We start from the raw sequence: 14,552 nt of genomic DNA, 5'->3' as shown, positions 1-14,552 counted from the left end.
GTCGAGGCCATCGCCCGGACCGGCAGCGGCAAGACGGCGGCGTACGCCCTGCCGCTGATCCAGCGACTGACGGACAATCCGGTGCCCCGTCTGGCCGCGACCCCGCGTGTGCTGGTGCTGGTGCCGACGCGCGAACTCGCGGGACAGGTCGCCGCCGTGTTTCGCGATTTCGGCCGGCAGGGCGGTATCCGGGCGCGCCTGGCCATCGGCGGCACACCGCTCGACCACCAGGTCGCGGCCATGGAAGACGGCGTCGACGTCGTGATCGGCACCCCCGGCCGCGTGATGGACCTTCTGGCGCAAAAGGCGCTGCATCTCGGCGCCGTCGCGGCGATGGTCCTCGACGAGGCCGACCGGATGCTGGAGGAAGGCTTTCTCGACGCCATGGCGGAAATCCTGCCCGCCCTGCCCGCGCACCGCCAGATGCTGCTGTTTTCCGCGACCATGCCGCCGGCGGTGGCCGAACTTGCCGCGCGCTGCCTTCATCGACCGCAGCGCATCGTGCTCGACGCGGCGGGCGAGACGCCGCGCCAGATCCGGCAGCGGATCCTCTTCGCCGAGCCCGCGGACAAGCCGTCCTGCGCCGCGCGCATCGCGCAAGACGGCCGTTTCCGCCGTATCCTGTTCTTCACCCGCACCCGTCAGGGCGCCGACCGGCTAGCCGGCCAACTGCGGCAGGCCGGCCTGCGCGCCGAGCCTTTGCACGGCGATCTGGTGCAGACACGCCGGACCCGCACGCTGCGCAGCTTTGCCAGCGGCGCCACACCGTGTCTGGTGGCAACCGACGTCGCCGCGCGCGGCATCGACATCGCCGAGATCGATCTGGTGGTGAACGTCGACATGCCCGAAACGCCCGAAGCCTACATTCACCGGATCGGGCGCACGGGCCGCGCGGGCCGACGCGGCATGGCGATCACCTTCTGCGGCGCGGACGAACGCGCGATGCTGCGGGCGATCGAAAAACATTTGGGCCAGCGCCTACGTGTCGTGACGGCGGACGCCCCGCTGGGGTGACCGGACGGGATTGCCGCCGCCGCCCGATGCTGTACTCTCGGTGACCATGAGTGCGGACCGGACGATTTTCACCACGACCGAGATGCTGGCACGGCTCGTCGCGTTCGACACGACAAGCCGCCTTCCCGACCTGCCGCTTATCGTCTGGGTCGAGGCCTATCTAGGCGCCCATGGACTGACAGCCACGCGCTCTCGCGGTCCTCAGGACGGCAAGGTCAACCTGCACGCGATCATCGGTCCCCAGACCGACGGCGGCATCGGCTTTGCCGGCCACGTCGATACGGTGCCGGTCGACGGTCAGGCCTGGACGCGCGATCCGTTCACGTTGCACGCGGACCACGGACGCCTGTATGCGCGCGGGGCCGCCGACATGAAGGGGTTCGTGGCGTCGATGCTGGCCGCAGTACCCGACTTCATCGCGCTGCGCGCGCCGCACCCCATCCACCTGATGCTGACCTTTGACGAGGAAATAACCTGTGACGGCGCCCGCGTCCTGGCCGAGGACCTGCAGGCCCGCGACGTGCGCCCGGCCCTGTGCGTCGTGGGCGAGCCGACGATGATGACACCCGTCATCGCCCACAAGGGGCGGCTCGCGGTTCGTGTGTCCGTCGTGGGCCAGCCCGGCCATTCCTCCGCGCCCGGGGACGGCGTCAACGCGCTGCATGCGATGGGCGAGGCACTGGCCTGGATTTCCGCCGAGGCACGGCGGCTGGCGCACGCAGGGCGTCGGGTGGAAGGGTTCGACCCGCCGCACACGACCATTCAGGCCGGCGTGGCACAGGGCGGGACGATCCTGAACATCATTCCCGAACAGGCGTCGTTCGAGATGGAATGGCGCACGGTGCCCGGCGACGACGCCCACGCCGAACTCGACCGTTTCCGCCGCTTCTTGGGGGAGACGATCGAGCCCTGGATGCAGAGCCGCTTCCCGCAGACTGGTTTCAGTGTCGAGGTCCTGACCGAACTGCCCCCGCTCAGCCTGGCGGATGACGCGCCGCTCGCCCACCGTGTCCGGCAGGTCACCGGGGCGAACACGTCAGGCCGCGTGTCCTATGGCACCGAGGCCGGGATTTACCAGAGTGCGGGCATCGCCAGTATCGTGTGCGGACCCGGTGACATCGCCCAGGCCCATCGACCGGACGAATGGATTGCCGAATCGCAGCTCGTCGCGTGCGATCGCTTTTTGCGCGCCATGGCCGCGCGCCCCTTTGCCGCATGAGCTGCGGCGCCAGCCCGCGTGGATCCGAAGGACCGGCGCGCGTCAAGGCAAGCCTGTTCCGGGACACGCTGCCGCCACCTCCGCCGCCGTTGCCGGATTTCGCCGTTGCCCTCCGCCCCCCCGACCTGACGCGCTGGGAACGGGGTAACGCGGGCATTCCTGGCGTCATGCATTTCGAAACCCGCCACCCGGGACCGCATGTGGTGGTGTCCTGCCTGATGCATGGCAACGAATATGCCGGGGCCGTGGCCGTCGACCGTCTGCTGCGCCGAGGCGTGCGGCCCGCGCGCGGACGCCTGAGTTTCGTGTTTCTCAATCTCGCCGCGTTCGCCCGTTTCGACCGCGCCAACCCCGTTGCCTCACGGTTCATCGACGAGGACATGAACCGCCTTTGGGCGCCCGTGATCCTCGACGGCAGCGGACAGTCGGCCGAGCTCGATCGCGCGCGTGAAGTCGCGCCCGTCCTGCGCTCGGCCGATCTTCTGCTCGACCTGCACACCATGCTGTGGGCCGGTGCGCCGATCTTTCTCGCGGCGGAAGGACGGTCGGGCGCGGCACTGGCGAGCACGCTGGCGCCCGGCACGCTGGTGGTCGAGGATCAGGGCCATGCAAGCGGCGCGCGACTGATCGACGGGGCCATCTTCCCGTCCCGGGACAAACCCGTCCGGGCCTGTCTGCTGGAGGCCGGTCAGCACTGGCATGTGCGCAGTGCTGCCTGTTCACTCCGGGCGGTACGGACGATGCTCCGACACGGATGCGGTATCCGGGGCGAAGCATCGCCCGCGACCGCCATCCTGCCCGATCCGCGACGGAGCGTTCGCGTTACCGACACGATCACCGCACGGACGAGCGGTTTTACCTTCCTGCACCCGTTTCGCAACGGTGACATCATCGCCGACGGGGGAACCGTCCTGGCGCGTGACGGCACGGACGAAATCCGCACCCCCTATAATGACTGCCTGCTGGTCATGCCGAACCTGCGGCCCGGTCAGGGCCAGACCGCCGTGCGACTGGCGCATCGGGTGGGCTGAAGACATCCCCACCCACCCGATGCGCGACGGTCTCAGCTCTGATAGATCGGGAAGCGCACGCACAGTGCCTTGACGCGCTCATGAACGGCCGCCTCGACCGCCTGGTTGCCCTCTTCGCCCGACGTCGCCAACCCGGTCAGCACTTCGTCGATCATCACGCCGACCTCGCGGAATTCAGCCTCTCCGAAGCCACGCGCCGTCGCCGCCGGGCTGCCCAGACGGATGCCCGACGTGATCGCGGGCTTCTCCGGGTCGAACGGCACGGCGTTCTTGTTCGCCGTGATCCCGGCACGCTCAAGCGCCGCTTCGGCTGCCTTGCCCGTGACCTTCTTCGGCCGCAGGTCCACCAGGATCAGATGCGAATCCGTTCCGTTGGTGACGATGTCGAACCCGCAGTCCAGCAGCGTGCGGGCCAGCACCTTGGCATTGCGCGCGACGCTTTCCTGATAGGTGCGGAACGACGGCTGGAGGGCCTCGCCGAACGCCACCGCCTTGCCCGCGATCACGTGCATCAGCGGACCACCCTGCAACCCGGGGAACACGGCCGAATTGATCTTCTTCGCCAGGTCGGCGTCGTTGGTCAGGATCAGGCCGCCGCGCGGGCCGCGCAGCGTCTTGTGCGTGGTCGACGTCACGATATCGGCGTGCGGCACCGGGTTCGGATACAGGCCGGCCGCCACCAGCCCCGCGAAATGGGCCATGTCGACCATCAGGGCCGCGCCGATCTCGTCGGCGATGCGTCGGAAACGGGCGAAATCGATGATCCGCGGATAGGCCGATCCACCCGCGACGATGATGCGCGGCTTTTCGTCGCGTGCCAGACGCTCCATCTCGTCATAGTCGAGCTCGCCGTCCTGCTGGCGAACGCCATACTGCACCGCGCGGAACCACTTGCCGGAGTAGTTCGGGGCCGCGCCATGCGTCAGATGACCGCCGGCCGCCAGGCTCATGCCCAAGATGGTGTCGCCCGGCTTGGCCAGCGCCATGAAGGCGGCCTGATTGGCATTCGCGCCGGAGTGGGGCTGCACGTTGGCGAAGTCCGCGCCGAAGATCTGCTTGGCGCGCTCGATCGCCAGTGTCTCGACGCGGTCCACCTCGAAGCAACCGCCGTAGTAGCGGCGCCCGGGATACCCTTCGGCATATTTGTTGGTCAGAACGGACCCTTGCGCGTCGAGTACCGCCCGCGAAACCATGTTCTCGCTGGCGATCAGTTCGATTCCCTCGCGCTGGCGCGTCATTTCACCGCGCAGAGCAGCGGCGACCTCGGGGTCGACCTCCGCCACCGGGGCGTTGAAATAACGATGCAGGCTGGACTCGTCGGACATCGGGGCAATTCTCCGTGCGGCAGGACGCGCGGGCCCCATCGGACCCGCTATGGCTGATGCATATATGCGTCCGCCACGATAATAGAAAGCGTAACGACGCGTTTTCAGCCATTCCCGCCCTCTCCGCGCCACCGATCCCGGCGCCAAGAAAGAACATCGATGCCCGATACGCTTCACGCCCCGCCGCCGTCCGCACTGCTGCGCCGCAAGCCCATTATCGCGGACGAAGGCTCCGGCGAGGCAACGCTGCGCCGGTCGCTCGGACCGTGGCAACTCGTGGCCCTGGGGATCGGGGCGACCATCGGTGCCGGCCTATTTTCCCTGACCGGGATCGCCGCGTCGGAAAACGCGGGACCGGCGGTGGTACTATCGTTCATCATCGCTGCGATCGCCTGCGGCTTCGCGGGCATGTGCTACAGCGAACTGGCGGGCATGATCCCCATGGCCGGGAGCGCCTACACCTACAGCTACATGACCATGGGCGAACTTGCGGCGTGGATCATCGGCTGGGACCTCGTGCTCGAATACGCGGTGGGGGCGGCCACGGTGGGCGTCAGCTGGTCAAGCTACGTCGTGTCCCTTCTGGACCAGATCGGGCTCCATCTGCCCCCACGCCTGCTGGCGTCGCCGTTCCAGACCGTCACGCTGGCCGACGGACATCAGGTCGCCGGACTGGCCAACCTCCCCGCCGTGGTGGTCGTGTGTGCCGTGTCGTTCCTGCTGATCCGCGGCATCAGCGAGTCCGCGCGCGTCAATGCCGTGATCGTCGTGATCAAGCTTGCCATCATCGCCGCCTTCATCGCCTTCGGCCTGCCGTTCATCAACAGCGCGAACTACACGCCGTTCGTGCCCGCCAACGACGGAACCTTCGGCCATTACGGCGCCTCGGGCATCCTGCGGGCGGCGGGGACGATCTTCTTCGCCTATGTCGGGTTCGACGCCGTCTCCACCGCCGCGCAGGAAACCCGCAATCCGTCGCGCGACATGCCGATCGGCATCCTGGGCAGCCTTGCGATCTGCACGCTGGCCTATGTCTGCTTCTCGCTCGTCATGACCGGCCTCGTGAATTACCGCGCCATGCTCGGCGACGCCGCCCCCGTGGCCACCGCCATCAACGTGACGCCGTTCAGCTGGCTGAAAACCGCCATCAAGCTCGGCATCATCTGCGGCTATACCTCGGTGATGCTCGTCCTGCTGCTGGGGCAGAGCCGCGTTTTCTACGCCATGTCGCGTGACGGGCTGCTGCCGCCAGTGTTCAGCCGGGTTCACCCGCGGCTGCGCACGCCGTGGCTGACAAACCTGTTCTTCATGGCGCTGACCTCGGTACTGTGCGCGTTCCTGCCTATTTCCGAACTCGGCCACATGACCTCGATCGGCACCCTGCTGGCGTTCGTCATGGTGTGCGGCGGCACGATGATCCTGCGACGAACAGCGCCCGAGATGGAACGCCGCTTCCGCGTCCCCGGCGGCCCGATCATCCCCATCCTGGGCATCGTGTCCTGCGGCGTCATGATGGTGTCGCTCGACGGGCTGACCTGGCTGCGTCTGATCGTGTGGCTTGCGATCGGTCTGGCGATCTACGCCGGCTATGGCCGCCGCCACAGCGTCCTGCGTCACGCCCGTCGTTGATGGCTGTCATCCGGCAGGGCAGGGTTTTCAAAGGCCGCCGGAGACCGATAGTCTGCGTCCCCCAATACTTCGTAACAGAGGGGTCGCCATGACCGTCGGCCAGTTTCCGCACACGCGTCTTCGCCGCAACCGGCAGGACAGCTTCACCCGGCGTCTGGTCGCCGAACATCGCCTGAGCGTGGATCACCTGATCTGGCCGATCTTCGTCACCGAAGGCACGAACGTCGAGACCGAGGTGGTGTCGATGCCCGGCCAGAAACGGGTCAGCATCGATCGTCTCGCGGCCCACGTCGAACCGGCGGCCACGCTCGGCATTCCCGCGCTGGCCCTGTTCCCCGTCACGCCGATGGAGGTCCGCGACGAGCACGGGACCGAGGCGCTCAACCCCGAAAACCTGATGTGCCGCGCTGCCCGCGAACTCAAGCGCCAGTTTCCCGACATCGGGCTGATCGGCGACGTAGCCCTCGACCCTTACACCAGCCACGGCCATGACGGACTGGTGCGCGATGGCTACGTCGTCAATGACGAGTCCGTCGCCGTTCTGACCGGACAGGCGCTCAACCAGGCGGCGGCGGGGATCGATATCCTCGCTCCGTCCGACATGATGGACGGCCGTATCGGCACCATGCGCCGGGCTTTGGACGAACAGGGCATGGTCGGGACGCGGATCATGTCCTACGCCGCGAAATACGCCAGCGCGTTCTACGGCCCGTTCCGCGACGCGCTCGGCTCGGGCGACCTGCTCAAGGGTGACAAGAAGACCTACCAGATGGACCCGGCCAACAGTGACGAAGCCCTGCGCGAGGTCGAGATGGACCTGCGCGAGGGCGCCGACATGGTCATGGTCAAGCCAGGAATGCCCTATCTGGATATCGTCAGCCGTGTGCATGAACGTTTCGCCGTGCCCACGTTCGTCTATCAGGTGTCTGGCGAATACGCGATGCTGATGGCGGCCATCCGCAACGGGTGGCTCGACCATGATCGGGCCATGATGGAAAGCCTGCTGGCCTTCATCCGCGCCGGTGCGTCGGGCGTACTGACCTATTTCGCGGTCGAGGCCGCGCAACGGTTGCGGGCGGGCTGACCCGCGCCGCTCCCGGATCAGGGCGCCGCGCAAGGAAAGAGGTGCAAAACCGCGCGGCGCCCCCTACAGTACGGTGTGTGACAATGTGATGACTCGACGACCCCGCCCGGCCAGCCCGGGACGCCCGCCCGAGGGAGATCGATGACGTTCGCAGCCAACCCGCAGTTCTTCTACACGACCTCTCCCCTGCCATGCCCGTATCTGGAGGGCCGGACGGAGCGCAAGGTCGTCACGGAACTGTCCGGCCCCAATGCCGACGCGCTGCATGACCGCCTGTCGCGCGCGGGTTTCCGGCGCAGCCACACGATCGCCTACGCCCCGGTGTGCTCGGGTTGCAGTGCCTGCGTGCCCATCCGCATCCCCGTCGCGCGCTTTCAGCCCGACCGCTCGCAGTCGCGCGTCCGCCGTCGCAATGGCGCGATCGACGGGTTCGAAGTCCCCCCCCACGCAACGACCGAACAGTTCGCCCTGTTCCAGCGCTACCAGAGAAGCCGCCACGCCGACGGCGATATGGCCTCGATGAACTTCTACGATTACCGCGCGATGGTGGAAGATACGCCGATCGATACGACACTGGTCGAATTTCGAACGCAAGACGATCTGCTGGTCTGCGTCAGCCTGATGGACCGCCTGGGCGACGGTCTGTCGGCGGTCTACAGCTTCTTCGACCCGGAGCTGGAGCGGCTGTCGCTGGGCACGAACGCCATCCTGTGGATGATCGAACAGGCCGCAACGCTGGGCCTGGACTACGTCTATCTCGGCTATTGGATCGCCGAGAGCCGGAAGATGGCCTACAAGGCCCGGTTCCGGCCGGCCGAAATTCTGGTACGCGGGGCGTGGCGGGACCTGGCCGCCACCTGACCCCCTCAGTGGGACGCGGCGCTCAGGACGCCGCCAGCCCCGCCGACAGGTCGAACACATTGCCGCGCTGCATCAGGGCCTGTCTCAGCAGACAGACAATCCCCGACGTGCAGTTGCCGCACTGCGCCTTGCATCCCTTCGACGCGTAAATCTCTTTCGGACGTGTCGCGCCGCCATCAACCGCGGCTTCAACATCGTGATGGGTCAACCGGTTACACGAGCACACAATCATGGAATCGACGCCGCAGGAGTTGTTGCGTGTCGTTCTTAACCACAACGCGAATGCTTCGCAACACCAATTGTGCATCGCACCCCTGCGCGCGCGACACGCGCAGGGGATGGCGCGCGCCTACTTCGCCCAGCTCGGCGCCGGCTTGCCGCCATCGGCCCGTTTGCCCAGCCATGGGGCGAGATCGGTCATCGCCCGCGCCCGGCCGCCCTCTTTCCAGACCAGCCCGGCCGACGCCGTGAACACGCGCGCGACCCGCAGACCGCCATCCTTGTATTTCTGCAACGCGACACCCAGACCGCGCGTCATCTCGGGCAATTGCTCAAGCGGGAACACCAGAAAGCGACCGTTTCGGCCCAGAACGGCGACGTGATCGCCCTCGGCCGCGATGCAGGCCAGGGCGCTCTCGCCGTCCTTGGTGTTCAGCACCTGTTTGCCGGTGCGCTTTTCGGCCACCAGATCGTCGTCGCGCACGACCATGCCGCGCCCGGCCGACGACGCGACCAGACGGCGCCCATCGCCCACGACGAACAGAGCTATCAGCTCCTCGTCATTGGACAACTCGATCAGAAGACGAATTGGCTGGCCGTCCCCTCGCCCGCGCGGCAGATCGGCGGCTTTCAGCGTGAACGCACGCCCGTCGGTGGCAAACGCGCACAGCCGGTCCGTGCTCTGGCACTCGACCGCCCGCGCCAGTTTGTCCCCTTCCTTGAATTTCTGCGAAGCCGCGTCGATGCCGTGGCCCTTCACCGCGCGAATCCAGCCCTTTTCAGACAAAAGGACCGTCAGCGACTCCCGCTCCACGGCAACGGCCGCAGTCAGGTCGACCGGGGCGGGCGGCGCGGCAAGCTCCGTCCGCCGGGCCCCCAAGGCACCATCGCCGAACTGGCGGCGTGTGGCCTCGATCTCCTTGCCGATCCGCTTCCACCGCAGCCCCTCGTCCGCTAGAAGCGCCTCAAGACCGGCGCGCTCTTCGGAAAGGGCGCCGTGCTCCTTGCGGATCTCGATCTCCTCCAACCGGCGCAGACTGCGCAACCGCATATTGAGGACGGACTCCGCCTGCAGGTCCGTCAGGGAAAACGTCGCCATCAAGCTGGCCTTGGCGTCGTCCTCCTCGCGGATAATGCGGATGACGTCATCGAGGTTCAGATAGACCGCCAGAAAGCCGTTCAGGATTTCCAGCCGCCGTTCCACCGCGCGCAAACGATGCTGGCTGCGCCGGACCAGAACCTCGTGACGATGATCGAGCCACGCCCGCAGGACCGCGCGAAGGCCGAGCACGCCGGGCACCCGGTCGGCGCCGAGCACGTTCATGTTCAGGCTGAACCGGCTTTCCAGCGGCGTGGCACGGAACAGCGTCTCCATCAGCACTTCGGGCTCGACCCCGCGTGTGCGGGGCTCCAGCACCAGACGGATGTCGGTCGTGCTTTCGTCGCGGATATCACCCAGCAGGGGCAGTTTCTTCTGCTCCATCAACTCGGCGATCTGCTCGATCAGGCGCGATTTCTGCACCTGATAGGGAATTTCCGTCACCACGATGCACCAGGTGCCAAAACGCCCCTGTTCAACCGACCATTTCGCCCGCATCCGGAACGAGCCCCGGCCCGTCTCATACGCACGCGCGATCGCGTCCGCGTCCTCGACCAGAAGGCCCCCGGTCGGAAAGTCCGGCCCCGGCATCAGCGCCAGCAGGTCGGCCGTCGTCGCCTCGGGCTTCCTGACCAGCAAAAGTGCTGCGGCGCAGACCTCACCCACGTTATGCGGCGGAATGCTGGTGGCCATACCGACCGCGATACCGGCAGCACCGTTGGCCAGAAGATTGGGAAACGCCCCCGGCAGGACGATCGGTTCCTCGTCCTCGCCGTCATAGGTGGCCCGGAAGTCGACGGCGTCGTCATCGATCCCGTCCAGAAGCGCCTTGGCAACCGCCGTCAGCCGCGCCTCGGTGTATCGCATCGCGGCCGCGTTATCGCCGTCGATCGAGCCGAAATTGCCCTGCCCTTCGACCAGCGGATAGCGAACGGCGAAATCCTGCGCCAGCCGCACGAGCGCCTCGTACACCGAAGCGTCGCCGTGCGGATGATATTTACCGATCACGTCACCGACGACGCGTGCACACTTTTTAAACCCTGCCGTGGGATCAAGTCGGAGCTGCTGCATCGCATAGATCAGGCGGCGATGCACAGGCTTCAACCCGTCCCGAACATCGGGGAGCGAGCGCGACATAATGGTGGACATGGCATAGGCGAGATAGCGCTCGCTCAATGCCTCGGAGAGCCTGGTCTCTTCGATTTTTCCCGCCGGATCCATGCGCCACCCCCTGTTTTCGTCCGAGACACATAGCGGAGAGACCGGATTTGTCCACCATGCCCCGCCGCCATCGGCGCACCCTGCCCGCCACGCTCGCGCTTGTGGCCGTGCTCGGCGGCTGTGCGCCGTACGGCCGCCTCGACCATGTCGGCGACGCTCTCGCGGCTGCCGGATTTACCGCCCATCCGGCCGATACGACCGCCCGGCAGGTGATGCTCGACCTGCTGCCGGCGGCGACCATGACCTGGCGCCCCAGCCTTGCGGGGCGGACTTATCTGTATGCCGATCCGGTCCTGTGCGGCTGCGTCTATATGGGAACCACGGTGGCCTATCTGGCCTACCGCCAGTCGCGTCCGACAACGGCGGCGGAAGAATCGGCGATGGTCGCCGAGAACAACCGCCATCCCGGCTGGGATTGGAGCGTATGGGCGACGAATGCCGATCCGGGACCGACCCGCCCGATTCACGCGGGTGGCGACACGCTCTGACCGATCAGACGTCGGTCGCCGGTACCGATGACGCGGCCAGGGTATCCATGCGCGCCTGCAGTCGGTCGCGGGCGGCCGGCAGAGGCAGATGACGCTGGCCAAACGCATCACGCGCGAGAAAAAACCCGGTCAGCGCGAGACCCGCGCACCAGTCGTCGGGCGACCCGGCCTCGTCCTCATTCATGAACAGGGACGGCAACGGCAGGAGTCTGTCGCGCCAGACACCCGCACCACTGACCGAGACCGCGCGCCCGGTGCGCGGCGAGACATAGGACAGGTCCCGCGTGTCACCCGTTACGGCACAGCAGGTCAGATCGAGGCCAAACCCCGACGCCGCGAGAAGGTCAGCCTCCCATCTCAGCAGCGCCGCCACGCCACCTCTGCCGACCCAGTCGGGGTCCAGGCTGAGCTTGCTGACCAGACGCACGAGCGAGAGGAACAGGTCGGGAAAGGCCTCGCGTTCCGGCAGGATACCGTCCGCCAGAGCGCAGCAGGACGCGATCATCGCCATCGCCAACGGCGCATCCAGCAGCCGCGCGCAGGAGGCGTGGATCAGTTCGCCGCTGATCTGCCCCAACTGTTCACTCAAGCGGGCCCGCCAGCGCACGCGGGCCAGATTGCCCGTCTGCCACAGCGCGGACTGCGTGCGGGACGCACCGCCCCTTACCAGACCGTGAAACACCCCGTGTTCCTCGGTCAGGACATGTACCAGCGCCCCGCCCTCGCCGTATGGAACGGCGGATAAGACAAGGGCGGCTGCCTCCCATTCCATGAGAAGCGCCGCCCCGTCTCAAGCCCGGTCGGAAACCGGCATCGGCATCAGACGCCGGCGACCTTCGCGACTTCGGCCGCGAAATCGGCCTCTTCCTTCTCGACGCCCTCGCCAAGCTGGAAGCGCTCGAAGCCGACCAGCGTGCCGCCAGCCTTCTTCACGACCGCGCTCACGCGGCTCTCGCCGTCATGCACCCACACCTGCTCCAGCAGCACCACTTCCTCGTAGTACTTGCGGATACGGCCATCGACCATCTTCTCGATGATCGCCTCGGGCTTGCCCGACGCGCGTGCCTGCTCGACCAGCACCACGCGCTCACGCTCGAGCGCCTCGGGGTCGACACCCGTGATGTCCAGCGCGCTCGGACGCGTCGCGGCGACATGCATACCGATCTGACGGCCCAGCAGTTCCAGCGCATCGCTCTCGGACGGCGCCTCGATCGCCGCCAGAACGCCGATCTTGCCCAGACCGGGCTTCAGCGCGGAATGGACGTAGCTCGCAACCACACCGGACGGCACGCGCAGCACGCGGGCGCGGCGGATGGCCATGTTCTCGCCGATCGTGGCGATCAGGTGGGTCAGTTCCTCGGCCACCGTGCGACCGGTCGGCAGCGGCGCGGCCTTCAGCGTCTCAAGGTCGTCACCAACCTCCAGCGCCGCCTTGGCCACCGCCTCGACGAAGCCCTGGAAGGCCTCGTTGCGGGCAACGAAGTCGGTCTCGGCGTTCACTTCGACCATCGCCGCAACCTTGGGGGCGGAGGCAACGCCGACTAGACCCTCGGCCGTCACACGGCCGGACTTCTTCGCGGCAGCGGCCAGACCCTTCGTGCGCAGCCAGTCAACGGCCGCCTCGATGTCGCCAGCGGCCTCATTGAGGGCCTTCTTGCAGTCCATCATGCCCGCGCCAGTCTTCTCGCGCAGTTCTTTCACCAGAGCCGCGGTGATTTCCGCCATGTCTCTCTCTCCCAGTTCGTACCGGACAAAAAAGGGTCCGGCCGGAAAAACACAACGTGCCCGCCTTACTCGTCAGATGCCGGGTCTGGCACATCGAGCACGCGGGCACATCGGCATATCAGTGGCGGGCGCCCGACACCGGGCGCACCGCCGGACACATCACTCCGCCGGAGCGGCTTCAGCGACGGGTTCTTCTGTCACGACGGTCTCGACCGGCAGTTCCTCGGACGCACCGAAATCCTGACCCGAAGCGCCCAGCTCGGCCGTGATGCCGTCTAGAACCGCGCCCGACACCAGGTTGCAATACAGCGCGATCGCGCGGATGGCGTCGTCGTTACCCGGAATCGGATACGTGATGCCAGCCGGGTCGGAATTGCTGTCCAGCACCGCGACAACCGGAATGCCCAGCTTGTTGGCCTCTTCGACCGCGAGCTTTTCCTTGTTGGTGTCGATGATGAACAGGATGTCGGGCAGGCCGCCCATCTCCTTGATACCACCCAGCGAACGCTCAAGCTTCTCCTTGTCGCGGGTGATGTCGAGGATTTCCTTCTTGGTCAGACCGTGCGTGTCGCCACCAAGCATTTCGTCGATCTGGCGCAGACGCTTGATCGAGCCGGTGATCGTCTTCCAGTTGGTCAGCATGCCGCCGAGCCAGCGATGGTTGACGTAATACTGCCCGCAACGGCCAGCCGCCTCGGCGATCTGGTCAGCAGCGGCGCGCTTGGTGCCCACGAACAGGACGCGGCCGCCACCAGCAACGGTGTCGCGGATCGCCTTCAGGGCGCGGTCCAGCATCGGGACAGTCTGCTGCAGGTCGATAATGTGCACCTGGTTACGCACGCCGAACAGGAACGGCGCCATGCGCGGGTTCCAACGACGAGTGTGGTGACCAAAGTGAACGCCAGCCTCAAGCAGCTGACGCAGGGTGAAATCGGGCATCGCCATGACAGGCACATCCTTACGTTCCGGTTGATCCTCCGCGGAGCGTCACCGGTCCGCAAGGACCAGCACCAGACGGTAGACTCCGCGTGCGAATTGATGGCAACGAGCCACCGCGGCCGCATATGGGCCGTTTGCCCGGGAATATCAAGCCGAAAAGCGCGGTGAAGCGCCGTTTTCACCCGCAGCGAGGCATGCACGAACACCCACGCCGGACCGGACCCCTACGCAGATATCCGCGATCTCAGGCCGCTGACCCCCGACTTCGACAGCGGGGACTAGCCGGAACCGACCGTGAGGACGGTCGCACCGTTCCCGGAGACCGCGGGGGTGTGGTCGTCCCCGGCGGACCCGCCGCTGGTGCCCACACCATAGACGGCGTAGTGGCGCATCGCCTGCGCACTCGGGTAGATCTGCGTGACGTCGCCGGCCTCGTTGTAGAACTGCGTCACCACAAGCCCGAGCGCGGGGTCGATATGCTGCGCGGGGTTCAGGATCGGACGCTGGTCGACAGAGGCGGCCGCGCCGCCTGTCGCGCCCCACGTTGCCACGGCACCCGGGCCGGCCTGCACCGACGCCACCGACTGCCCGACCGAAACCGCACCCACACCGTGCATCACGCCGCCTCCGCGTTTCTGACGCGCATTTCCGCCCGCGCCCAGGCTGCAACATAAAGATTAACGACGCCTTAAAAAATA

The 14,552-nt window shown here is 66.8% G+C and carries 14 protein-coding genes; 7 read left to right on the top strand and 7 right to left on the bottom strand.

All coding sequences use genetic code 11. The features are described 5' to 3' along the window. From HUK82_RS02965 to HUK82_RS02955, 3 genes are all read left to right on the top strand, one after another. Window positions 1–1,014 (top strand): DEAD/DEAH box helicase (locus HUK82_RS02965; RefSeq protein WP_176612532.1); only part of this gene is annotated, 1,014 nt, incomplete at its 5' end. 46 nt (window positions 1,015–1,060) lie between these two features. Beyond that, window positions 1,061–2,233 (top strand): acetylornithine deacetylase, encoded by a 1,173-nt coding sequence (argE, locus tag HUK82_RS02960; RefSeq protein WP_176612531.1) that lies wholly within the window; start codon window positions 1,061–1,063, stop codon window positions 2,231–2,233. Further along, complete coding sequence (locus tag HUK82_RS02955) at window positions 2,230–3,264, top strand: M14 family metallopeptidase (protein ID WP_176612530.1); 1,035 nt, start codon at window positions 2,230–2,232, stop codon at window positions 3,262–3,264. Before argE ends, HUK82_RS02955 begins: the two co-directional genes overlap by 4 nt. Window positions 3,265–3,296: 32 nt before the next feature. Here HUK82_RS02955 and glyA read toward each other — a convergent pair whose 3' ends face one another. Next, window positions 3,297–4,589, bottom strand: coding sequence for a serine hydroxymethyltransferase (glyA, locus tag HUK82_RS02950; protein WP_176612529.1), 1,293 nt, complete (start codon window positions 4,587–4,589; stop codon window positions 3,297–3,299). A 159-nt stretch (window positions 4,590–4,748) separates the two neighbouring features. Between glyA and HUK82_RS02945 the strand changes: the two genes are divergently transcribed. From HUK82_RS02945 to HUK82_RS02935, 3 genes are all read left to right on the top strand, one after another. After that, the gene (locus tag HUK82_RS02945) at window positions 4,749–6,218 is read left to right on the top strand and encodes an amino acid permease (RefSeq protein ID WP_176612528.1); all 1,470 of its coding nucleotides are present in this window, start codon (window positions 4,749–4,751) and stop codon (window positions 6,216–6,218) included. 88 nt (window positions 6,219–6,306) lie between these two features. Beyond that, window positions 6,307–7,302 (top strand): porphobilinogen synthase, encoded by a 996-nt coding sequence (hemB, locus tag HUK82_RS02940; protein WP_176612527.1) that lies wholly within the window; start codon window positions 6,307–6,309, stop codon window positions 7,300–7,302. 141 nt (window positions 7,303–7,443) lie between these two features. Further along, window positions 7,444–8,163: an arginyltransferase gene (locus tag HUK82_RS02935; RefSeq protein ID WP_176612526.1), complete on the top strand. Its 720-nt coding sequence runs from the start codon at window positions 7,444–7,446 to the stop codon at window positions 8,161–8,163. A 22-nt stretch (window positions 8,164–8,185) separates the two neighbouring features. Here the strand turns inward: HUK82_RS02935 and HUK82_RS02930 are convergent, their stop codons facing one another. Then, the gene (locus HUK82_RS02930; RefSeq protein ID WP_176612525.1) at window positions 8,186–8,395 is read right to left on the bottom strand and encodes a (2Fe-2S)-binding protein; all 210 of its coding nucleotides are present in this window, start codon (window positions 8,393–8,395) and stop codon (window positions 8,186–8,188) included. Between the two features lie 117 nt (window positions 8,396–8,512). Then, entirely contained in the window at window positions 8,513–10,702 is a 2,190-nt protein-coding gene (gene parC / locus HUK82_RS02925; RefSeq protein ID WP_176612524.1) for a DNA topoisomerase IV subunit A, read from the bottom strand. Between the two features lie 56 nt (window positions 10,703–10,758). Between parC and HUK82_RS02920 the strand changes: the two genes are divergently transcribed. Next, window positions 10,759–11,190, top strand: coding sequence for a hypothetical protein (locus tag HUK82_RS02920; protein ID WP_176612523.1), 432 nt, complete (start codon window positions 10,759–10,761; stop codon window positions 11,188–11,190). A gap of 4 nt (window positions 11,191–11,194) precedes the next feature. Here the strand turns inward: HUK82_RS02920 and recO are convergent, their stop codons facing one another. From recO to HUK82_RS02900, 4 genes are all read right to left on the bottom strand, one after another. Beyond that, a complete protein-coding gene (gene recO / locus HUK82_RS02915; protein ID WP_176612522.1) occupies window positions 11,195–11,962 on the bottom strand; it encodes a DNA repair protein RecO in 768 nt (255 codons plus the stop codon). A gap of 47 nt (window positions 11,963–12,009) precedes the next feature. Further along, on the bottom strand, window positions 12,010–12,915 hold the full coding sequence (gene tsf / locus HUK82_RS02910) for a translation elongation factor Ts (RefSeq protein WP_176612521.1): 906 nt from the start codon (window positions 12,913–12,915) through the stop codon (window positions 12,010–12,012). Window positions 12,916–13,074: 159 nt separating this feature from the next. Then, complete coding sequence (rpsB, locus tag HUK82_RS02905; RefSeq protein WP_176612520.1) at window positions 13,075–13,860, bottom strand: 30S ribosomal protein S2; 786 nt, start codon at window positions 13,858–13,860, stop codon at window positions 13,075–13,077. Window positions 13,861–14,132: 272 nt separating this feature from the next. Then, entirely contained in the window at window positions 14,133–14,471 is a 339-nt protein-coding gene (locus HUK82_RS02900) for a hypothetical protein (RefSeq protein ID WP_176612519.1), read from the bottom strand. Window positions 14,472–14,552 lie beyond the last annotated feature (81 nt).

The organism is Ameyamaea chiangmaiensis (assembly GCF_013376175.1).
Taxonomy (GTDB): Bacteria; Pseudomonadota; Alphaproteobacteria; order Acetobacterales; family Acetobacteraceae; genus Ameyamaea; species Ameyamaea chiangmaiensis.
Note: the sequence above shows the minus strand (reverse complement) of the source record. Positions and strands in the feature narration are given on the sequence as shown.

Excerpts from the sequence above, each read along its gene's own strand:
- argE (WP_176612531.1), top strand. The coding sequence starts at position 1,061 with ATGAGTGCGGACCGGACGATTTTCACCACGACCGAGATGCTGGCACGG.
- HUK82_RS02955 (WP_176612530.1), top strand. The coding sequence starts at position 2,230 with ATGAGCTGCGGCGCCAGCCCGCGTGGATCCGAAGGACCGGCGCGCGTC.
- glyA (WP_176612529.1), bottom strand. The coding sequence starts at position 4,589 with ATGTCCGACGAGTCCAGCCTGCATCGTTATTTCAACGCCCCGGTGGCG.
- HUK82_RS02945 (WP_176612528.1), top strand. The coding sequence starts at position 4,749 with ATGCCCGATACGCTTCACGCCCCGCCGCCGTCCGCACTGCTGCGCCGC.
- hemB (WP_176612527.1), top strand. The coding sequence starts at position 6,307 with ATGACCGTCGGCCAGTTTCCGCACACGCGTCTTCGCCGCAACCGGCAG.
- HUK82_RS02935 (WP_176612526.1), top strand. The coding sequence starts at position 7,444 with ATGACGTTCGCAGCCAACCCGCAGTTCTTCTACACGACCTCTCCCCTG.
- HUK82_RS02930 (WP_176612525.1), bottom strand. The coding sequence starts at position 8,395 with ATGATTGTGTGCTCGTGTAACCGGTTGACCCATCACGATGTTGAAGCC.
- parC (WP_176612524.1), bottom strand. The coding sequence starts at position 10,702 with ATGGATCCGGCGGGAAAAATCGAAGAGACCAGGCTCTCCGAGGCATTG.
- HUK82_RS02920 (WP_176612523.1), top strand. The coding sequence starts at position 10,759 with ATGCCCCGCCGCCATCGGCGCACCCTGCCCGCCACGCTCGCGCTTGTG.
- recO (WP_176612522.1), bottom strand. The coding sequence starts at position 11,962 with ATGGAATGGGAGGCAGCCGCCCTTGTCTTATCCGCCGTTCCATACGGC.
- tsf (WP_176612521.1), bottom strand. The coding sequence starts at position 12,915 with ATGGCGGAAATCACCGCGGCTCTGGTGAAAGAACTGCGCGAGAAGACT.
- rpsB (WP_176612520.1), bottom strand. The coding sequence starts at position 13,860 with ATGGCGATGCCCGATTTCACCCTGCGTCAGCTGCTTGAGGCTGGCGTT.
- HUK82_RS02900 (WP_176612519.1), bottom strand. The coding sequence starts at position 14,471 with ATGCACGGTGTGGGTGCGGTTTCGGTCGGGCAGTCGGTGGCGTCGGTG.